The sequence below is a fragment of the Enterobacter sp. ECC-019 genome, from assembly GCF_043974075.1.
In the GTDB taxonomy this organism is placed as follows: Bacteria; Pseudomonadota; Gammaproteobacteria; order Enterobacterales; family Enterobacteriaceae; genus Enterobacter; species Enterobacter asburiae_D.
Map to the genome: position 1 here is coordinate 2,146,345 of NZ_CP143759.1, position 20,394 is coordinate 2,166,738.

21 protein-coding genes are annotated in these 20,394 nt (G+C 56.5%); 13 read left to right on the forward strand and 8 right to left on the reverse strand.

Translation table 11 applies throughout. The annotated features are described in order from the left end of the window. The first annotated feature begins 8 nt into the window (after positions 1 to 8). The 6 genes from potH to V1566_RS10085 all read left to right on the forward strand — a co-directional run bounded on the left by potH (position 9) and on the right by V1566_RS10085 (position 5,789). Positions 9 to 962: a putrescine ABC transporter permease PotH gene (gene potH / locus V1566_RS10060; protein WP_023335064.1), complete on the forward strand. Its 954-nt coding sequence runs from the start codon at positions 9 to 11 to the stop codon at positions 960 to 962. Beyond that, positions 959 to 1,804 (forward strand): putrescine ABC transporter permease PotI, encoded by an 846-nt coding sequence (gene potI, locus V1566_RS10065; protein ID WP_047648224.1) that lies wholly within the window; start codon positions 959 to 961, stop codon positions 1,802 to 1,804. The genes potH and potI overlap by 4 nt, the downstream gene beginning before the upstream one ends. A gap of 65 nt (positions 1,805 to 1,869) precedes the next feature. Further along, the gene (locus V1566_RS10070; protein WP_029739448.1) at positions 1,870 to 2,343 is read left to right on the forward strand and encodes a YbjO family protein; all 474 of its coding nucleotides are present in this window, start codon (positions 1,870 to 1,872) and stop codon (positions 2,341 to 2,343) included. A gap of 40 nt (positions 2,344 to 2,383) precedes the next feature. Then, positions 2,384 to 3,523: a 23S rRNA (uracil(747)-C(5))-methyltransferase RlmC gene (gene rlmC / locus V1566_RS10075; RefSeq protein WP_395305757.1), complete on the forward strand. Its 1,140-nt coding sequence runs from the start codon at positions 2,384 to 2,386 to the stop codon at positions 3,521 to 3,523. 105 nt (positions 3,524 to 3,628) lie between these two features. Next, positions 3,629 to 4,336 (forward strand): response regulator transcription factor, encoded by a 708-nt coding sequence (locus V1566_RS10080; RefSeq protein WP_395305758.1) that lies wholly within the window; start codon positions 3,629 to 3,631, stop codon positions 4,334 to 4,336. Next, positions 4,320 to 5,789: a sensor histidine kinase gene (locus V1566_RS10085; protein ID WP_395305759.1), complete on the forward strand. Its 1,470-nt coding sequence runs from the start codon at positions 4,320 to 4,322 to the stop codon at positions 5,787 to 5,789. The genes V1566_RS10080 and V1566_RS10085 overlap by 17 nt, the downstream gene beginning before the upstream one ends. A 79-nt stretch (positions 5,790 to 5,868) precedes the next feature. On the opposite strand, the gene artJ is transcribed toward V1566_RS10085, so the two are convergent. From artJ to V1566_RS10115, 6 genes are all read right to left on the reverse strand, one after another. Continuing rightward, positions 5,869 to 6,600 carry an arginine ABC transporter substrate-binding protein ArtJ gene (artJ, locus tag V1566_RS10090; protein ID WP_021240923.1) on the reverse strand — a complete coding sequence of 244 codons (732 nt, stop codon included), beginning with the start codon at positions 6,598 to 6,600 and terminating at the stop codon, positions 5,869 to 5,871. A 173-nt stretch (positions 6,601 to 6,773) separates the two neighbouring features. Further along, positions 6,774 to 7,442, reverse strand: coding sequence for an arginine ABC transporter permease ArtM (artM, locus tag V1566_RS10095; RefSeq protein WP_029739452.1), 669 nt, complete (start codon positions 7,440 to 7,442; stop codon positions 6,774 to 6,776). Then, positions 7,442 to 8,158 (reverse strand): arginine ABC transporter permease ArtQ, encoded by a 717-nt coding sequence (artQ, locus tag V1566_RS10100; protein ID WP_025756069.1) that lies wholly within the window; start codon positions 8,156 to 8,158, stop codon positions 7,442 to 7,444. The genes artM and artQ overlap by 1 nt, the downstream gene beginning before the upstream one ends. Before the next feature lie 6 nt (positions 8,159 to 8,164). Further along, positions 8,165 to 8,896: an arginine ABC transporter substrate-binding protein ArtI gene (gene artI / locus V1566_RS10105; RefSeq protein ID WP_008500032.1), complete on the reverse strand. Its 732-nt coding sequence runs from the start codon at positions 8,894 to 8,896 to the stop codon at positions 8,165 to 8,167. A 19-nt stretch (positions 8,897 to 8,915) separates the two neighbouring features. Beyond that, positions 8,916 to 9,644 (reverse strand): arginine ABC transporter ATP-binding protein ArtP, encoded by a 729-nt coding sequence (gene artP, locus V1566_RS10110; protein ID WP_023310942.1) that lies wholly within the window; start codon positions 9,642 to 9,644, stop codon positions 8,916 to 8,918. Between the two features lie 226 nt (positions 9,645 to 9,870). Then, positions 9,871 to 10,389, reverse strand: a complete 519-nt coding sequence (locus V1566_RS10115) for a lipoprotein (protein ID WP_395305760.1) — start codon at positions 10,387 to 10,389, stop codon at positions 9,871 to 9,873. Positions 10,390 to 10,486: 97 nt separating this feature from the next. On the opposite strand from V1566_RS10115, the gene V1566_RS10120 reads away from it, so the two are divergent. The 3 genes from V1566_RS10120 (at position 10,487) to V1566_RS10130 (ending at position 12,531) form a co-directional block, all read left to right on the forward strand. Then, complete coding sequence (locus V1566_RS10120; protein ID WP_023310944.1) at positions 10,487 to 10,810, forward strand: heavy metal-binding domain-containing protein; 324 nt, start codon at positions 10,487 to 10,489, stop codon at positions 10,808 to 10,810. Beyond that, positions 10,807 to 11,637: an N-acetylmuramoyl-L-alanine amidase gene (locus tag V1566_RS10125; RefSeq protein ID WP_395305761.1), complete on the forward strand. Its 831-nt coding sequence runs from the start codon at positions 10,807 to 10,809 to the stop codon at positions 11,635 to 11,637. The genes V1566_RS10120 and V1566_RS10125 overlap by 4 nt, the downstream gene beginning before the upstream one ends. Positions 11,638 to 11,907: 270 nt before the next feature. Further along, the gene (locus V1566_RS10130) at positions 11,908 to 12,531 is read left to right on the forward strand and encodes a helix-turn-helix domain-containing protein (RefSeq protein ID WP_395305762.1); all 624 of its coding nucleotides are present in this window, start codon (positions 11,908 to 11,910) and stop codon (positions 12,529 to 12,531) included. On the opposite strand, the gene V1566_RS10135 is transcribed toward V1566_RS10130, so the two are convergent. Continuing rightward, complete coding sequence (locus tag V1566_RS10135) at positions 12,532 to 13,161, reverse strand: hypothetical protein (protein WP_395305763.1); 630 nt, start codon at positions 13,159 to 13,161, stop codon at positions 12,532 to 12,534. Beyond that, positions 13,161 to 14,720: a peptidoglycan-binding protein gene (locus tag V1566_RS10140; protein ID WP_395305764.1), complete on the reverse strand. Its 1,560-nt coding sequence runs from the start codon at positions 14,718 to 14,720 to the stop codon at positions 13,161 to 13,163. Before V1566_RS10140 ends, V1566_RS10135 begins: the two co-directional genes overlap by 1 nt. A gap of 300 nt (positions 14,721 to 15,020) precedes the next feature. Between V1566_RS10140 and gspC the strand changes: the two genes are divergently transcribed. The 4 genes from gspC to gspF are packed head-to-tail and all read left to right on the forward strand — an operon-like array spanning position 15,021 to position 20,393. Then, positions 15,021 to 15,752, forward strand: a complete 732-nt coding sequence (gene gspC, locus V1566_RS10145) for a type II secretion system protein GspC (protein ID WP_395305765.1) — start codon at positions 15,021 to 15,023, stop codon at positions 15,750 to 15,752. Positions 15,753 to 15,765: 13 nt separating this feature from the next. Next, a complete protein-coding gene (gene gspD / locus V1566_RS10150; protein WP_395305766.1) occupies positions 15,766 to 17,691 on the forward strand; it encodes a type II secretion system secretin GspD in 1,926 nt (641 codons plus the stop codon). 15 nt (positions 17,692 to 17,706) lie between these two features. Continuing rightward, a complete protein-coding gene (gene gspE, locus V1566_RS10155) occupies positions 17,707 to 19,185 on the forward strand; it encodes a type II secretion system ATPase GspE (RefSeq protein ID WP_395305767.1) in 1,479 nt (492 codons plus the stop codon). Then, positions 19,185 to 20,393 (forward strand): type II secretion system inner membrane protein GspF, encoded by a 1,209-nt coding sequence (gene gspF, locus V1566_RS10160; RefSeq protein WP_395305768.1) that lies wholly within the window; start codon positions 19,185 to 19,187, stop codon positions 20,391 to 20,393. Before gspE ends, gspF begins: the two co-directional genes overlap by 1 nt. Position 20,394: the final 1 nt, after the last annotated feature.

Genomic DNA, 20,394 nt, shown 5'->3' on the forward strand with positions numbered 1-20,394 from the left:
GAGCGATCATGAGCACACTTGAACCTCCAGCCCGCGCAGAAAAGCCGGGCGCCTTTGCCGGTTTTCTGACGCGCATGCAGATGAAACACGGCCGCAAGCTGGTGATCGCCATGCCGTACGTGTGGCTGATCCTGCTGTTTCTGCTGCCGTTCCTGATTGTTTTCAAGATAAGCCTGGCGGAAATGGCGCGGGCGATCCCGCCCTATACCAACCTGCTGGACTGGGCCGACGGGCAGCTGACGCTGACGCTTAATCTCGGCAACTTCCTGCAGCTCACCGACGATCCGCTCTATTTCGAAGCGTATCTGCAGTCGCTGCAGGTGGCGGCAATTTCGACGCTCTGCTGCCTGGTGATGGGCTACCCGCTGGCGTGGGCGGTGGCTCACAGCAAGCCATCGACGCGTAACATCCTGCTGCTGCTGGTGATCTTGCCGTCGTGGACCTCGTTCCTGATCCGCGTTTACGCCTGGATGGGGATCCTGAAAAACAACGGCGTGCTGAATAACTTTCTCATGTGGCTCGGGGTTATCGATCAGCCGCTGACGATCCTGCACACCAACCTCGCGGTCTATATCGGCATTGTGTACGCCTATCTGCCGTTTATGGTGCTGCCGATCTACACGGCCCTGACGCGCATTGATTACTCGCTGGTGGAAGCGTCGCTTGATCTCGGCGCCCGCCCGTTAAAAACCTTCTTCAGCGTCATTGTCCCGCTGACCAAAGGCGGCATTATCGCCGGGTCAATGCTGGTCTTTATCCCGGCGGTCGGGGAGTTTGTGATCCCGGAACTGCTCGGCGGGCCGGACAGCATCATGATTGGCCGCGTGCTGTGGCAGGAGTTCTTCAATAACCGCGACTGGCCGGTGGCCTCGGCGGTGGCGATTGTGATGCTGCTGCTGCTGATCGTGCCGATTATGTGGTTCCACAAGCATCAGCAGAAACAGATGGGAGATCACGGATGAACAACTTACCGGTAGTGCGCTCCCCGTGGCGGATAGCGATCCTCGTTGTCGGCTTTACCTTCCTGTATGCGCCGATGCTGATGCTGGTGATCTACTCCTTCAACAGCTCTAAACTGGTGACGGTCTGGGCGGGCTGGTCCACGCGCTGGTACAGCGAGCTGTTCCACGATGATGCGATGATGAGCGCGGTGGGACTGAGCCTGACCATTGCCGCCCTGGCGGCGACAATGGCATCCGTGCTGGGCACGATCGCCGCGCTGGTGATGGTGCGCTTCGGGCGTTTTCGCGGCTCGAACGGGTTCGCCTTTATGATCACCGCGCCGCTGGTCATGCCGGACGTGATCACCGGTCTCGCGCTGCTGCTGCTGTTCGTGGCCCTGGCGCACGCCATCGGCTGGCCAGCGGATCGCGGCATGCTCACCATCTGGCTGGCGCACGTCACCTTCTGTACGGCGTACGTGGCGGTGGTGATCTCCTCGCGCCTGCGCGAGCTGGATCGCTCCATTGAGGAGGCGGCGATGGATCTTGGCGCGACGCCGCTGAAGGTCTTTTTCATCATCACCCTGCCGATGATTATGCCGGCGGTGATCTCCGGCTGGCTGCTGGCGTTTACGCTGTCGCTGGACGATCTGGTTATCGCCAGCTTTGTCTCCGGACCGGGCGCGACGACGCTGCCGATGCTGGTCTTCTCCAGCGTGCGCATGGGGGTCAACCCGGAGATTAACGCCCTGGCCTCTATCATCCTCGGCGTGGTCGGAATTGTCGGATTTATCGCCTGGTATTTGATGGCGCGCGCGGAAAAACAGCGCGTGCGCGATATCCAGCGTGCAAGACGCGGCTGAAGGATTTAAAATTTCCAGTGATGTGCCGCGCATGACGCGGCACTGTTTTTCAGGGAAGTAAAACATTGGGATTATTAAAAAAATCACGTACTACGCACGCGCGACCTAACGTACCTGCACTGGTTCAGGTGGCGGCGCTCGCCATTATTATGATCCGCTGCCTGGACGTGCTGATGATTCTGAACACCCTGGGCGTGCGCGGCATCGGTGAATTCATTCACCGCAGCGTGCAGACGTGGAATCTGACGCTGGTCTTTTTGAGCAGCCTGGTGCTGGTGTTTATCGAGATCTACTGCGCGTTTTCGCTGGTCAAAGGGCGCAACTGGGCGCGCTGGGTCTATCTGCTGACGCAAATTACCGCCGCCAGCTATCTGTGGGCCGCCTCGCTGGGATACGGCTACCCGGAGCTGTTCAGCATTGCCGGTGAATCCAAACGCGAGATCCTGCGCGCGCTGTTTATGCAAAAACTCCCGGACATGCTGGTTCTGTTCCTGCTTTTTATCCCCGCCTCCAGTCGACGGTTCTTCCGCCTGCAATAATGTGTATAATCGCAGCCCTCGTGATTCTTAAGGTTTTCATATGCAGTGCGCACTCTATGACGCCGGACGCTGCCGCTCCTGTCAGTGGATAGAACAGCCGGTCTCTCAACAACTCACCGCCAAAATGGCCGACCTGCAACAGCTGCTGGCAGCGCACGCGGTGGGCGAGTGGTGCGCACCCGTCAGCGGCCCGGAGCAGGGCTTTCGCAACAAAGCCAAAATGGTGGTCAGCGGCAGCGTTGAAAAACCGCTGCTGGGGATGCTGCACCGCGACGGCACGCCGGAAGACTTAACCGACTGCCCGCTGTATCCCGCCTCCTTTGAGCCCGTCTTTGCCGCGCTCAAACCGTTTATTGCGCGTGCAGGGTTAACGCCTTACAACGTCGCCCGCAGGCGCGGCGAGCTGAAATACCTTTTGCTGACCGAAAGCCAGAAAGACGGCGGCATGATGCTGCGCTTCGTGCTGCGTTCGGAAGCCAAGCTGGAGCAGCTGCGCGCGGCGCTGCCGTGGCTGCAGGAACAGCTGCCGCAACTTAAGGTGATTACGGCGAATATTCAGCCGGTGCATATGGCAATCATGGAAGGGGAGAAAGAGGTTTTCTTCACCGAACAGCATGCGCTGGCCGAAAGCTTCAACGGCGTGCCGCTGTGGATCCGCCCGCACAGCTTCTTCCAGACCAACCCGACCGTGGCAAGCAGCCTGTACGCCACCGCCCGCGACTGGGTTCGTGCATTAAACATCCAGCATATGTGGGATCTCTTCTGCGGCGTGGGCGGCTTTGGCCTGCACTGCGCCACGCCAGAAATGCAGCTCACCGGAATTGAGATCTCTGCCGAAGCGATTGCCTGCGCGAAACAGTCCGCCGCCGAGCTGGGGTTAACGAATCTGCACTTCCAGGCGCTGGACTCCACGCAGTTTGCGACCGGCCAGGGCAACGTGCCGGAGCTGGTGCTGGTGAACCCGCCGCGCCGCGGCATCGGGAACGCGCTGTGCGACTACCTGAGCCAGATGGCACCGGAGTACATCGTCTATTCCAGCTGTAACGCACAGACCATGGCGAAAGATATCGCTCATCTTCCGGGCTACCGCATTGAACGCGTGCAGCTTTTCGATATGTTCCCACATACCGCGCATTATGAAGTGTTGACGTTGTTAACCCGTAGGCCGGGTAAGGCGTAGCCGCCACCCGGCATGAACCCCGCACAATGTTCAACAAAATGTGAACTCTTCCCCCGCTCGAAATCAGGTAAGCTTACGTCATAAGAAATGATTGAAGGCTTACCCATGAAGCAGATCCTGCTGGTGGAAGACGACCACGATATCGCGGCGCTTCTGCGACTCAATTTAGAAGACGAAGGCTACGCCATCACCCACGAGCCCGACGGGGGCAATGCCTTACTGCGCCTTGAAAAACAGCCGTGGGATGCGGTGATCCTCGACCTGATGCTGCCCAACGTTGACGGTCTGGAGATTTGCCGCCGCATCCGTCAGATGACGCGCTACCTGCCGGTGATCATCATCAGCGCCCGCAGCAGCGAAATCGACCGCATTACCGGGCTGGAAACCGGCGCCGATGATTATCTGGCTAAGCCGTTTTCGGTGCAGGAATTAATTGCGCGCATCAAAGCGCTGTTCCGCCGCCAGCAGGCGATGGGGCAGGCGCAAACCGACGGTCAAATTCAGGCCCACGGTCTGACCATCGATCCGCTGGCGCGCAGCGTGCTGCTTCACGGTCAGGTGGTGGATCTCACCCCGCGCGAATTCGAGCTGCTCTACTTCTTTGCTCGTCATCCTGGCGAGGTCTTTTCGCGTCTGGCGCTGCTGGAGCAGGTCTGGGGCTATCAGCACGAAGGCTATGAGCACACCGTTAACACCCATATCAACCGTCTGCGCATCAAGATTGAGAAGGACGCAGCCGAGCCGGAGATGATTCGCACCGTCTGGGGCAAGGGCTATAAATTTGCGGAGCCAAATCATGATGCGCCGCTTTAGCCTGAGCCAGCGCCTGACGCTGCTGTTCATTCTGCTGATGATGCTCTGCGCCACCGTTGCCTGTGCGGTACAGCTCTACAGCAGTACGCAGTACGGTAACGCGATGGTGCAGCGGCTGTCGGGCGGGCTGGCGCAGCAGATAGTCCAGCGTGAACCGATTCTGGACGCGCAGGGCAGGGTCGACCGAGCGGCACTCAAGCCGCTGTTTGACCGGCTGATGACCTTTAATCCGAGCGTTGAGCTGTACGTCGTCTCCCCGGACGGCGATATCCTGGCCGATGCCGCACCGCCGGGGCATATTCAGCGGCAAAAAATCGACCTGGCGCCGGTTCAGACTTTCCTGAGCGGTACCGCCATACCGATCCTGGGCGACGACCCGCGCAGTCAAAATAAAAAGGTCTTTAGCGCCACGCCGCTGCGGCAGGACGGCGAGCTAAAAGGCTATCTGTACATTATTTTGCAGGGTGAGGAGTCCAACGCGCTGGCGGAGATGGCCTGGCATAAGGCGCTGTGGAGCACGGTGCTGTGGTCATTGCTGTGGGTTGCGCTGTTTGGCCTGCTGGCAGGTTTACTGGTCTGGTACTGGGTCACGCGCCCGGTAAGACAGCTGACGGTCGACGTTGCCGGGCTGGAGCAGGACAGCATAAGCGCTATCAGGCAGCTGGCGGCTCAGCCGTCGGACGCGGCGGCAAAGGATGAAGTGGCGATCCTGCGCAACAGCTTTATCGAGCTGGCGCGCAAAATCACCCGCCAGTGGGACCAGCTGGCCGACAGCGATCGCCAGCGCCGGGAGTTTATCGCCAACATTTCCCACGATCTCCGTACGCCGTTGACCTCGCTGCTGGGCTATCTGGAAACCCTTTCGCTAAAATCCGCCACGCTGACGCCGCAGGAGCACCAGCAGTATCTCGCCACCGCGCTGCGTCAGGGGCAAAAAGTCCGTCATCTTTCGCAGCAGCTGTTTGAGCTGGCGCGCCTTGAACACGGCGGCATTAAGCCGCAGCGCGAGCGTTTCGCGATGGGGGAACTGATTTCCGACGTGGCGCAGAAGTTTGAGCTCACCGCCCGCACACGCGAGGTGAATCTGCATATTGACGTGCCGGGACCGCTGCCGCTGATTAACGCCGATGTGTCGATGATCGAACGCGTGGTGACCAACCTGCTCGATAACGCGATGCGCCATACGCCCTCTGGCGGGGAAATTCGTCTGGCGGTCTGGCAGGAGAATGAACGGCTCCAGGTCGAAGTGGCAGACAGCGGAACGGGCGTCGATGCCGCGCTGCGCGACGATCTGTTCCAGCGGCCGTCGGCGTTGAATACCCAGGCATCGCGGGAGAATCGTGGCGGGTTAGGGCTGCTGATTGTGAAGCGAATGCTGGAGCTGCACGGGGGCGGGATCAGGCTGATGGAGTCGGTGAGTGGGGCACGGTTCAGGTTCTTTGTGCCGCTTTAAGAAATTGCCGGGTGGCGGCTTCGCCTTACCCGACCTATAGACTACCACCCCCGTAGGCCAGGTCACCCGGCAAAAAGGGTTACTGCGGGAACCACTGCTCGCTGATTTTCTGGTACGTACCGTCCGCTTTAATCGCCTTCAGCGCGCCGTTCAGTTTTTCCAGCAGGGCTTTGTTATCCGGACGTACCGCGATGCCGAGGCCCGTACCGAAGTACTGTGGATCGGTCACTTTTTCCGTTGCGGTGCCCAGCTGAGGGTTGGTTTTCAGCCATTCGTTCACCACGGCGGTATCGCCGAACACGCCGTCGATGCGGCCATTTTTCAGGTCGATAATCGCGTTCTGATAGCTGTCATAGGCTACGGTTTTCACTTCAGGATGCTTGTCCTGGAGGTACTTCTGGTGCGTGGTGCCGTTTTCCATCCCGATGCGTTTGCCTTTCAGCTGATCGAAAGAGGTATAAGCACCTTTCTTCGCGATCACGACCGCCGAGTTGGCGTAGTACGGGTCGGTAAACGCAACCTGCTTGCTGCGCTCAGGCGTGATGTCCATCCCGGAGATCACCGCATCGTATTTTTTAAATTTCAGCGACGGGATCAGGCTGTCGAAGGCATGGTTGGTAAAGGTGCAGTCGGCCTGCATTTGTTTGCACAGCGCTTTCGCCAGATCGATATCGAAACCGACGATCTGGTTGCTGGCATCCAGCGATTCAAACGGCGGATAGGTGGCGGAAACGCCAAAATTGATTTTATCAGCTGCGGATGCGCCAGCGGCGAAGGTGGCGAGTAATGCGGCCAGAACTAACTTTTTCATTGTAATGCTCCCGTCTGTCTTATTTATGCGCCGTGTCTGCGGCATGGATGTACAATGCCATTTAATGAATTTATATGCAATAAAAATGATTAAATATTATTTGATGGCAAAAAAAAAGCGGATAACCCATCAGGTTACCCGCTCCATAAATACCGTTTTATGCACTCGCGTAGTTAATTTCTGCGCTCAAACGCTAACGCTCTACGCTCGATCAGGCGCATCATCAGCGTCAACAGACCGTTAACCACCAGGTAAACCACACCCGCCGCCCCGAACACCATCACGTCATAGGTGCGTCCATACAGCAGCTGTCCGTGACCCATCACTTCCATCAGGGTGATGGTGTAGGCCAGAGAGGTACTCTTGAACACCAGCACCACTTCGTTAGAGTAGGAGGAGAGTGCGCGCTTAAAGGCGTACGGCAGCAGGATCGCCAGCGTATCTTTCTTGCTCATGCCCAGCGCCCCGCAGGACTGCCATTGACCTTCAGGAATGGCGCGGATCGCCCCGTAGAACAGCTGGGTGGTATAGGCCGCACTGTTGAGCGAAAGGGCAATCAGGGCACACAGCCACGGTTCAGAAAGCAGATGCCAGATAACCGGATACTCCTGCAGCGACGGGAACTGGCCCGGGCCGTAGTAAATCAGGAAGATCTGCACCAGCAGCGGCGTACCGGTAAACAGGGTGATGTAACCTCGCACAATCCACACCAGCACCGGCGTTTTTAACGTCAGGATGATGGTGAAGATAAGGGCCAGGATCAGCGCCACGATAATGGACGCCACGGTCAGCGTCAGGCTGGTGTGCAGCCCTTTCATCAACTCGGGGAAATATTCAAGCATCAGCCTGGTCTCCGTTCAAAGCGCGTCGCACGCAGGTCAATACGCTTGAGGATGTACTGACTGAGCAACGTGATCACCAGGTAGATAGCCGCCGCCACAATGTACCAGGTAAAGGGCTCCTGGGTACGGGTGGCGATGCTTTTGGTTTGCAGCATCAGATCGTTAACGCTGATCAGGCTCACCAGCGCGGTATCTTTCAGCAGCACCAGCCACTGGTTGCCGAGGCCCGGCAGGGCATGGCGCCACATCTGCGGCATGACCAGACGGAAGAAGATGGCTGACTTCGACAGGCCTAACGCCTGACCCGACTCCCACTGACCCTGCGGCACGGCCTTCAGCGCACCGCGCAGGGTTTGCGACGCGTACGCGGAGTAGAGCAGGGAGAGGGCAATCACGCCACACAGGAACGGACTGACGTCGAAGTTTTCAATCTGCATCTGCACCGGGATCTGCGCAAAACCAAGATTGAGGGTGAAGCCGTCTGACAGCGTGAGCAGCAGCTGCGAAGAGCCGAAATAGATAAACAGGACCACCAGAATTTCCGGTAGCCCACGCAGCACGGTGACCAGCGCGGAACCTGTCCAGGCGACGGGGAACCATTTCGCGGATTCCCACACCGCAAAGAACATCGCCAGCACGAGGCCGATAATCAGTGCGCAAACGGCAAGGCCGACGGTCATCCCGGCGGCGCTTGCTAAAGGAAAAATTTCATTCATCAGGAATTACTTCTGGAACCATTTTTTGTAGATGGTTTCGTAGGTGCCGTCTTTCTTCACTTTTTCCAGCGCAGCGTTGAATTTCTGCTGCAGCTCAGTGTTGCCCTGACGAACGGCAATCCCCAGACCGGTACCGAAGTAATCCTTATCGGTCACTTTGTCGCCCACTGGCGCCAGCTTGTCGTTCGCTTTCAGCCACTCGGTCACGACCGCGGTATCACCAAATACGCCGTCGATACGGCCATTTTGCAGATCCAGCTTCGCGTTCTGGTAGCTGTCATACGGAACGGTGGTGATTTCCGGATGTTTATCCATGATGAATTTCTGGTGCGTGGTGCCGTTCTGCACGCCAACTTTTTTGCCTTTCAGCTGATCGACAGAGGTGAATTTACCTTTCTGACCAATGAACAGGGCGGAGTTGTCGTAGTAAGGGGTGGTGAAGAGCACCTGCTTTTCACGCTCCGGGGTGATATCCATACCGGCCATCACGGCGTCGATGCGGCGGAACTTCAGGCTTGGGATCAGGCTGTCGAACGCCTGGTTGCTGAAGGTACAGGTCGCATCGATCTCTTTACACAGGGCGTTAGCCAGGTCCACGTCGAAGCCAACAATTTTGTTGTTCGCATCAATGGACTCAAACGGAGGGTAAGAGGCTTCCGTGGCGAAACGAATGGTCTGGGCTGCGGTAGCGGAAAGGGTAACGCCAGCAAGCAGCACGGCAAGTAATACTTTTTTCATTATATTTCCCCTGACACAATCAATGAGATAAATAGTTTTTGAAGGCATCGGTTTGCGGGTTCGCGAAGCAGCTCGCATCACCTTGCTCAACGATATAACCGTTTTCCATGTAGACCACACGGCTGGCGGTTTTACGCGCCACTTCCACTTCGTGGGTGACGATAACCTGCGTAATATTGGTTTCCGCCAGCTCGCGAATAATACTGACGATCTGGGCAGTGATTTCCGGGTCCAGCGCCGCGGTGGGTTCATCAAACAGCAGTACTGCGGGCTCCATCATCAGCGCGCGGGCAATGGCCACGCGCTGCTGCTGACCACCGGAAAGGTGCAGCGGATAGCGGTCGCTGTAAGGCTTAAGACGCAGACGATCCAGCAGCTTTTCGGCACGGGCGATCGCCTGATCTTTGCTTAACCCCAGCACGCGGCACGGCGCTTCAATCAGGTTTTGCAGGACGGTCAGATGCGGCCAGAGATTGTATTGCTGGAAGACCATACCGACGTTTTGACGCAGTTCGCGAATCGCTTTATCGGACGGCGTTTTCGCGAAATCAAAATGGTTACCGGCAATCGCCAGCGTACCTGAACGGGGCATTTCAAGCAGATTAAGGACGCGCAGAAGGGAGCTTTTGCCTGCACCGCTTGGGCCAAGCAAAACCAGCGTTTCGCCTTCCGGGCAGTTCAGCGTGATGTCAAACAGCGCCTGGTGTGCGCCGTAGAAGCAGTTAATGCCGTTTAGTTTAATACTCATCGGGGCAGTCTTTACTCATCCAGGCAATCTATAGCAATTGAGGCCGCAGATAGTACCGTTGACAGAATAGTTATGCAATATTTATGCGTTAAAAGTTAAATATAACCCGTATTTCCTCTTAAACATAGCACAAAATAGCGAACGGTAAGGTCGGCGAGTATAAATGTCGGCATTCCGCATGAAATGCCGCACATTTTACGGGGGTTACCAGGTTGTATCGGCGGGTTTAGCGATTCTCAATCGACTGGCGAAGCGTGCCTGCCGGGGCATGAACGCTGCCGCCAACGTAGCGCACGTCGTCTACCGCCCAGCACTGACCTTCACGGATCATCAGCACTTCATCCTGCCAGGTTTGGGTTCCCTGCGTCAGCTTCACGCGCAGCGGAATATTACGGGCATCGGTATTCGGGATGGTTGACGCGCTGGCCACTTCGGCACTGTCTGGCAGCGTGGCGCGGCTGGAGAACGGGTCGGATTTCAGCAGCGCGTTATGCTGCGGATCGCGGGTGGCGTCGTTAAGCAGTTTTGCCAGACCGTCGCTAAGATACGGGCGCAGGCCGGTGAGATCGTTGCTGCGGTGCTGAATGCGATAATCAAAGAACTGCTGCGCCACGGTGTCCGGGCCGCCCTCGATGCAGGGGCCGCTGCGGGTACCGATATCCTTAAAGGCTGGCGTGACCGTGGTGGTACAGGCGCTGAGCACCAGCGCGCAGGGCACGAAAAGTGTTAAAGCAGAATAGCGCATGTTGATTTCCTTATTTATTAACTATCCTTTCAATCATAGCGTAACGAACCGATAATGCCGTGCCTAAGGCATTGAACGCTAAAGAAGGAGAGAAACCATGCAGTTTTCAACAACGCCAACCCTGGAAGGGCAGACAATAACCGAGTATTGCGGTGTGGTTACCGGCGAAGCGATTCTCGGCGCCAATATTTTCCGCGACTTTTTTGCCGGTATCCGCGATATCGTTGGCGGCCGATCGGGCGCATACGAAAAAGAGCTGCGGAAAGCGCGCGAAATCGCCTTTAAAGAGCTTGGCGAGCAGGCGGAAGCCCTCGGCGCTGATGCGGTTGTGGGGATTGATATCGACTACGAAACGGTCGGGAAAGATGCCAGCATGCTGATGGTGAGCGTAAGCGGTACGGCGGTGAAAACCCTCCGATGACGCGTTCGTTTGCCACAATCTTGCTGGCGCTGCTGCTGGCAGGGTGTGCCACCGAAAAAGGGATCATCGACAAAGGTGCCTACGAACTGGACACGCGTCATCAGGCGCAGGCGGCTTACCCGCGCATCAAGGTGCTGGTTATCCACTACACCGCGGATGATTTTGACAGCTCGCTGGCCACGCTGACGGATAAGAACGTCAGCTCTCACTATTTGATTCCGGCTAAACCCCCGGCACCGGACGGTAAACCGCGCATCTGGCAGCTGGTACCCGAAAGCGAGCTGGCCTGGCATGCGGGCATCAGCTTCTGGCGCGGTACCAACCGCATCAACGATACGTCTGTCGGCATTGAGCTGGAGAACCGCGGCTGGCAAAAAACGTCGGGCGTAAAGCGCTTTACCCCGTTTGAGCCTGCGCAAATTGCGGCGCTGGTGCCGCTCGCCAAAGACATTATTACCCGCTACAACATCAAACCTGAAAACGTGGTGGCCCATTCGGACATCGCCCCGCAGCGCAAAGACGACCCTGGTCCGCTGTTCCCGTGGCACCAGCTTGCTCTGCAGGGCATTGGCGCGTGGCCCGATCCGGCGCGCGTCGCGTTCTATATAAACGGTCGTCCGCGCTATCAGCAGGTGGATATCGGAGCATTACTCGATCTCCTCGCGCGGTATGGCTATGAGGTGCCGGTTGACAGCACGCCGGCGCAGCAAAAGCGCATCATCACGGCGTTCCAGATGCATTTCCGGCCTGACCTGTGGAACGGCGTCGCCGACGTCGAAACGATGGCCATTGCCGAAGCCCTTCTGGAGAAATACGGGCAGGGGTGATCCTTCGGACGCCCCCGAATGCCTTAGCTCATCCTGACTCTCTTCAGATTAATCTCAAGTACAAACTCAATTCATTTTTAGTTAATTGACTTAAAATTATCCGGATTTAAGATAGACACATAGCTTGCTAAGTAATGCGGCAAATAAATATATCGCACTGATTCTTTATTTTCTCCTTGAGAACTTCATCAGGAAAATATTCCAGGTTTAAGGTTTTATTTTGCCTTGCGCCTGCATTTTTAAATTTCACATCTTAAATCGGGTATAACAATGTTAAGCATCTATGCAAAAAAATTACGTCCACAACATGAAATGGAAGCCATTATTTCTGCAACGTCAGGGTTTGAAGAGAAAACCTTAAAGAAATGGCAGAAAATATCCACCTCTGATTCAAAATATATTCATATTATCGTCAGCGGTGAAGTTGAATTCCGACGCGAATCCGACGAACTATGTATGTTCACGGTGACGGGCCAGTGCATTTTTGGTCTCTCGTCTATGTACTATAACGCAACTCATATGTACGGCCTCGTTCGCGCCACCACCGTGGTACGCTCGATCAAGAAAGAGGTCTTCGCGCAGCTGATGACGGACAACAATTTATGGCCTGAACTGACCAAAGTGCTCTCCTGGTACATCTGCATGCTGAGCAAACGTGACGATGTACTGGTTGCCCGTAGCGCTTACGCCGTTGTGCGTGAATTCTTGTACGAGATTAATGAACTGATTGTTCATCATCAGCGTGATATTAATATTTACGATTATATTCAGGAATACACCAACCTGGCGCGCAGTACCATTATTAAAATCCTCTCCGATCTGAAAAAAGGTCAATATATTGTTGTGGAAAAAGGACGACTCCTTAACCTGACAACGTTGCCTGAAAAATATTAATTACTCCAGCTGGTCGCCTTTCTGACTCAAAGGCGATCGGTTATCCGCCTTATGTAGCACCCTCGACTGTGAATTATCCTGCGTTTCGTCCACCGGCGGTGCGGGAATTTTGCCTTGCGAATAATCTTGCTCCTGTTCTTTTAACGCCTGCTTAAACAACTCGGTTAACGAGGTATCCTCACTGCCTGCGCTGGCGGGAGCGACATCATGCGCTTCGGTGCCGGGTAACGTATCCCGCGACGTATCGTGCGATTCGGCGCCGTCGGGAGCCTGCTGCCAGTCGGCATCGTCGCTGTTAATCGGCAGATCCTGCATGGCAGGGACGTCGGCCTGCACCAGTGCCGGTTTTGGATGCGGATGCGGGAACGGCTTGCTTACATACACATAATGCATATCGGAAAGCTGCGTTTCGGGTTTCGCGACGCTCGCTTTTTTTACCAGTTCCGGCGCAGGATGGCGTAGGCTCCAGTAAGTATGCGCATACACGCCCGCCATCAGCATGGCGCAAAGGCCCAAGGTCCATAAAAAGGCGTTGCCGAAGATTTTTTTCAGGCTGGGGAGGCGGTACGAAAACCAGACCGCTTCCCCGGTAGTGTAACTGCGCTGGGCAGCAAGACAGATGGTAGACATCAGGAATGCTTCTCCTGCTTTTTAGCGTCCGGTGTGGAACGCGAGGCCTGTATTACTACGCTCGGCGTGGAATGGGTTTCACGCATTAACTGCATCAGCGTATCTTCCCCTGGAATGCCATCCACATGCAGATGCATTTGTTGCTGGAACTCACGGGTGCGTTTCATCATCTCCGTTGTCCAGGTCCGGGCATGGGTTTCCGGCTGGTTAAGGGCCACGCTCAGCTGCTGGTCAAGCCACCCCATGTCTTTCGCATCGCTGGCGGCGCTGATGGCGTCTTTGCCTTCCGGCGTCAGGCGGTGCAACTGGGTATAGTTCCCGGTGGCATGCTGGTTAAACCAGCGGCGGCTTACCTGCCAGGTACGGTTGTTCATCAGCAGGTCGAGCGAGTTATCCCCGATGCGGGCGACCACGGCATAGTTGAGGTGGTTACCGGTTTTCAGTTCGCTAACCCACGGATAGCCTTCCTGCGCCAGCGCGTCCGGTGAGGCGTTCCCCTGCTTACACATCAGGCTCACCTTCGCGGCGTTTTGACACAGGGCATCGTCCGCTGAGGCGTCATACCCCCACATCAGATAGAGCTGATGCATCGCATCCGGCTGATTCACCACCTCGTTGTCGATAACAGGCACCACCGGCGCCTGAACGTGTGGCGTCTGCTGTTTCCAGCTCACAGGTACCGGGAGCGGAACCGGAAGTTTTGCACCTATCGAAGAGGTGAAATACCAGCCGCAGGCGGCAAACAGCACGGACGCGAATAAACCGACGGTAGTCAGGCGCTTGCCGTGTTTTTTCTCGGGCAGCGTCTCGCCCGCCGCCAGGCGTAAATGACGCGGGCTGACCTGTCTTGCACGTTCGGTCCAGGCCGCCAGCAACGACAGGTGCGCCAGCTCGTTCAGCTTGCTGATATTCCCTTTGGTCAGGGCATGCATCTTGCGCACGCGCGCCGGCGTTAACGGCGAAGTCTCGCACCCGTGCTCTTCACACTGCGCCTGAACATAGCTCAGGAATTCGCGGCAGGTCAGGGGACGCAAGACATGATGTGTGTGCGTGTATTCGCGCAGCTCAGGCTGCTGCATCAGGACGGCTTCCTGATCTGCCGTGCCCATCAACACCACGGATAACCGGAAATCCAGCTCGTGAGCGCGGGTGAGCAGCATCGCCAGCACTTCCCGGCAGTTGTCTTTCATCGCTTCGGTATGGGTGATCGCCAGCACTTTGGCTTTCCCTTCCTGCCACTGACGCAACACGGCATCCACCGCCTGAAGCCGGTTCTTGCTCTCTTTCGTTCCCGGGTTGAGTTTGTACAGCAGGCTACTGGCACTCAGTTTTGGAAACGCGTTGATGGCAAGCGCGCCAGGACTCGCGGACTTCAGGGCATCGCTGAACTGGCCCAGCAGCGGGGCATCGTCAGCAAAGAGCCCAGTAATCCCCGCCCGTTGGGTTTTCTCTTTCAGCAGGTTGAACACGTCCTGATGATAAGGCACCAGAAAATCCCCGGATACACGGGTTATTTTCCGAAAGGGCGGATTTTTAAAATTAAAGTGGCTCTGATACATAACGACTTACCGTCTCTGATTAGGAATAGCAACAGGACGAGAAAGTAAAGCAACGCTATAGGGTGGTCAATTTGCGCACAGGGTAAAAATATCCTGCCGGGGAGGCCTAACATCTGGATTTTATACGGTCAATATTTTTCGGTATGAAAGTTAGCGGCAAAGTCAGTGGTCGTTTTTACAGCGGGAAATTACTCTTTGCTCACATATTGGCGCAGCACGATGCTGCTTATTTTCGCTTTGTTAAAGGCCAGATGAAAAATGAGGTTCTCATTTCTGTCACGGTGGATAACACCTTGCATTATGTTTGCGCTGTTAATTTTTTGCGGCCAGCAAGGATATCTGACGTTTAAAGATTATAAAAAAGTTACGAATAAGTTGGCTAATTCTGATGCGCAGCCGCTGAAAAATCGTCGTGACGAAAAGATATTCACCCTTTTCACGGCGGCGGTACGTCAGGACAACACGGCAACGGCGGTAAACGCCCCGCTGGCAGCGGAGATCGAAGGTATCGTGCGCAGCGATGAGGCCTGGCTTTCCTTCGCCGTTATCAAAACGCCGGGTGGTCAGAAGAGCTACCGTGAGGGCGAGTCGCTAACCGGTTTCAACGATGCCATTATTCAGGAAATAAACAAAGGCAATGTGGTGGTTAATTACGAAGGTGCTACGCAGGTACTGGCGTTAAATAAACCTGATTATTTTAAGGGCGGCGTTGACAGCGGTCCGGTGACCAAATCGATGAAAGATGCAGGCGCGGAAAGCGTGCATCTGAATGATTATCTGGTGTTAAAGCCGTTAATCGAAAAGGGCCAGCTGGAAGGCTACAACATTAATCCAAGGAATGCCTCCTCCTTCTACAGCCATTCAGGGCTGAAAAAGGGTGACGTGGCAGTAGAAGTCAACTCTGTCGATATGACCGACGAAGCAAAGGCAAAAAATATTATTGCCAACTGGTCGAAAATGAAAGAAGCGGAGGTCGTCGTCAGACGTCACGCTCACCTTGAAAATATTCGGATTAATGTTCTAAACAATTAACAAGTGTACAGACATGAAGAAATTTCCCTGGGCGTGCGTGGCGCTGACCGCATTGTCGTTATATTCAAGTTCGCTGCTTGCAGCCAACTTTAGCGCGAGCTTTAAAAATACCGATATCCGCGAGTTTATCGATACGGTAGGCCGCAATCTGAATAAAACCATTCTCGTCGACCCGTCCGTTCAGGGCTCGGTGTCGGTGCGAACTTACAACGTGCTGACGGAAGATGAGTATTACCAGTTCTTCCTGAGCGTGCTGGACCTGTACGGTCTGTCGGTGATCCCGATGGATAACGGCATGGTGAAAGTGGTGCGCTCCAGCGTCGCCCGCACTGCCGGCGCGCCGCTGGCAGACAGCAAAAACCCGGGCAAAGGTGATGAGATCATCACCCGCGTGGTGCGCATGGAAAATGTGCCGGTACGCGAACTCGCTCCGCTGCTGCGTCAGCTCAACGATGCCACCGGCATCGGCAATGTGGTGCACTTCGAGCCCTCCAACGTGCTGCTGTTGACCGGTAAAGCCTCGGTGGTGAACCGCCTGGTGGATCTGGTGCAGCGCGTCGATAAAGACGGTACTCAGCGCCGCGAGATTGTGCCGCTGCGCTTTGCCTCTGCTAAAGAGCTCTCGGACATGTTGAACAACCTCAACAACGAAGAGCAGAAGGGGCAGAACGCGCCGCAGCTGGCGACCAAAGTGGTGGCGGATGACGAAACCAACAGCCTGGTGATCAGCGGCTCGGAAGATGCGCGCATGCGTACCCGCTCCCTGATCCATCAGCTGGATCGCGAGCAGAACAACGAGGGGAATACCCGCGTCTTCTACCTCAAATATGCCAGCGCCACGAAGGTGGTGCCGGTTCTCACCGGGATCGGCGAACAGCTGAAAGACAAAGCCGGCACGCCGAAGGCGAAAACCGCCACTGCGTCCAGCGATCTGAACATCAGCGCCGACGAGTCAACCAACTCGCTGGTGATCACCGCCCAGCCTAACGTGATGAACTCTCTGGAGAAGGTGATCGACAAGCTCGACATCCGCCGTCCGCAGGTGCTGGTGGAAGCGATCATTGCTGAAGTGCAGGACGGTAACGGCCTGGATCTCGGCGTGCAGTGGACCAGCAAGCACGGTGGTGTGCAGTTCGGCTCTACCGGCCTGCCAATCAGCCAGATTAAGAACGGCACCATGAAGGGGGCGAGCTTCACTGGCCTGGCGACCGGCTTCTTTAACGGCGATTTCGGTGCCCTGATGACCGCGCTCTCGACCGACGGCAAAAACGACATTCTCTCCACGCCAAGCGTAGTCACGCTGGATAACAAAGAGGCATCGTTCAAAGTGGGTCAGGACGTGCCGGTGCTCTCCGGCTCCCAGACCACCAGCGGCGACAACGTCTTCAACTCCGTTGAGCGTAAGACGGTTGGTACCAAGCTGAAAATTGTGCCGCAAATCAACGACGGCGACATGATCCACCTGAAGATTGAGCAGGAAGTCTCCAGCGTCGACAACAGCGCGACGGAAGACGCCAGCCTCGGCCCAACCTTTAACACGCGCACCATCAACAACGAAGTGATGGTGCACAGCGGGCAGACGGTGGTGCTCGGCGGCCTGATGGAAAACGTTACCAAGCAGTCGGTCTCCAAAGTGCCGCTGCTGGGCGATATCCCGCTGGTTGGTCAGCTGTTCCGCTACACCTCGCAGGATACGTCGAAACGCAACCTGATGGTGTTTATCCATACTACCGTCCTGCGCGACGACGACAACTACAGCGCGGCGTCGAAAGAGAAATATGACCAGATCCGCGCCCGCCAGCAGCAGCGCGTGGAGGAGAAAAAGCTCGGGATTATTGAGCCAGCGGATAACGCGGTACTGCCCGCGTTTCCCGTTGACGCCAGCGCCGCGCCGGTAAAAACCAGCGCCAGCGCACCGCGCAATCCGTTTAAACACTAAGGCGGAGAGGGCACCGTGGACGAACTGACTAAAACCCTGTGTAGCAGCAGCTACGCAAAAGATAACGGCGTTCTGTTTTACAACAACGACGTCTATATCCGTGAAGACACCCCGGCGTTTGCACTGCTGGAGGTGCGCCGGGTGCTGGGACGCGCATTCGTCCCGGTCACCCTTACGCCTGAAGCCTTTGACGAGCTGCTGGCCAAAATCTGGCAGCAGAGCAGCGGCGTATCGCAGCAGCTGGTGGACGATATGGACGCCGATATCGACCTGATGGCGTTAACCGAGGAGATCCCGGACAACGAGGATCTGCTCGATAACGACGAAAACTCCCCGGTTATCCGCCTGATCAACGCCATTCTCGGCGAGGCGGTAAAAGACGGCGCGTCGGATATTCATATCGAAACCTTCGAGCGCACGCTGAGCATCCGCTTTCGCGTTGACGGCGTGCTGCGCCCGGTGCTGCAGCCGGCGCGTAAGCTCGCGCCGCTGCTGGTGTCGCGCATCAAGGTCATGTCAAAACTCGACATCGCCGAGAAGCGCCTGCCGCAGGATGGTCGTATCTCTCTGCGCATTGGCCGCAAGGCGATCGACGTGCGCGTGTCGACCATTCCATCCCAGTACGGCGAGCGCGTAGTCATGCGCCTGCTCGACAAAAGCAACCTGAAGCCCGACATCAACAAGCTGGGCCTGATTGATGAAGAGCTGGAGAAGCTGAAAGGGCTGATTGACCACCCGCACGGCATTATCCTGGTCACCGGGCCCACGGGCTCCGGTAAAAGTACCACCCTGTACGCCATTCTTTCGGCGCTGAACGGCCACGAGCGCAACATCCTGACCGTTGAAGACCCGATTGAATACGAGCTGGAAGGGGTGGGGCAGACGCAGGTTAACCCGCGCGTGGACATGACCTTTGCCCGCGGGCTGCGCGCCATTCTGCGTCAGGATCCGGACGTGGTGATGATCGGGGAAATTCGCGACGGCGAAACCGCGCAAATCGCGGTGCAGGCGTCGCTCACCGGTCACCTGGTCATGTCTACGCTGCACACCAACAGCGCCGCAGGGGCGATTACCCGTCTGCGCGATATGGGGCTGGAGTCCTTTTTAATCGGTTCATCGTTGCTCGGTGTCATTGCCCAGCGTCTGGTGCGGCGGCTGTGTACCCACTGCCGGACCACCAGTCCGCTGGACGCCAATGAAAAAGCGCTGTTCAGCTTTATGGACGCGCCGCCCAAAGCGATTTACCGCGCGGTGGGCGGCGAGCACTGCCGCCAGAGCGGCTATCAGGGTCGTGCAGGTATTCATGAGTTCCTCGTCGTGGACAGCACCATGCGCCGCGCCATTCATGAAGATAAGGACGAAATGTTCATCGAAACGCAGCTCTTTAAGCAGGCCTACAGCCTGCGCGAAAACGGGCTGCTGAAGGTGATTAGCGGCGTAACCTCTCTGGAAGAGGTGATGCGCGTCACCGCCGAGCGCGGGGGGGATGCGTAATGGCCTTCTACGTCTGGACGGCGACGGATGCGGCGGGCAAAACCCAGCGCGGCACCCTGCAGGCCGAGGGGCAAAAGCAGGTTCGCCAGATGCTTCGCGAGCAAAAGCTGATGCCCGTCAGCATCACCGAAACCTGCGAGGCGGCGGCGTCCGGTAAAGCAAAAACCGGGGCAAAGCTCTCCACGCCGGTGCTGTCGATGTTTACCCGTCAGCTCTCCACGCTGGTCAACGCCGCGCTGCCGCTGGAGAGCGCGCTGAAGGCGATCTCGAAGCAGACGGAAGACAAAAAGCTGGCGACAATGGTGGTGGAAATTCGTGAAAAGGTGGTGGAAGGGCATACGCTCTTCGACGCCTTTAGCCAGTTCCCGCGGACCTTCGACAAGCTCTACTGCACGCTGGTGATGGCCGGTGAAAAGACTGGCCACCTGGGCGACGTGCTGGAGAAGCTGGCGGAGTACAACGAGCAGCGCCAGAAGATGAAAAGCAAGCTGACGCAGGCGATGGTCTACCCGATTACCCTGACGGTGGTGGCCATCGCGGTGATCAGCATTCTGCTGGTGGCGGTGGTGCCGCAGGTGATCGAGCAGTTCACCCACATGAAGCAACAGTTGCCGCTCACTACCCGCACGCTGATTGCGGTGAGCGATTTCCTGCAGGCGTACGGCATCTATATTGTCGGGCTTCTGGGCGGTGGGGTTGTCGGTTTTAAAACCTGGCTCAGAAATGCCAAAAACCGTTTTCGCTGGAACCGCTGGCTGGTGAACGGCGCGCCGATTAAAAAGCTGGTGTGCGCCATCAACAGCGCCCGCTATATCCGCACCCTGAGCATTCTGCAGGCCAGCAGCGTGCCGCTGCTGGAGGGGATGTATATCGCCATGGACGGTATCGAAAACCTCTACGCCCGGCAGGTGCTGGAGCAGGCCGCGGATACCGTGCGCCAGGGGGCATCGCTTTACGCGGCGCTGGAGCAGGCGAAGCTATTCCCGCCGACCATGCTGTACATGATTGCCTCCGGCGAAGAGAGCGGGGAATTGGGTAATTTAATGGACCGCGCGGCGGAAAACCAGGAATCGGCATTACAACATCGCATTACGTTAACGCTGTCGGTATTTGAACCGGCGCTGGTGGTATCCATGGCGACGATTGTTTTATTCATCGTGCTGTCAATATTACAGCCGCTTCTGCAACTTAATAATATGGTAGGTTAAA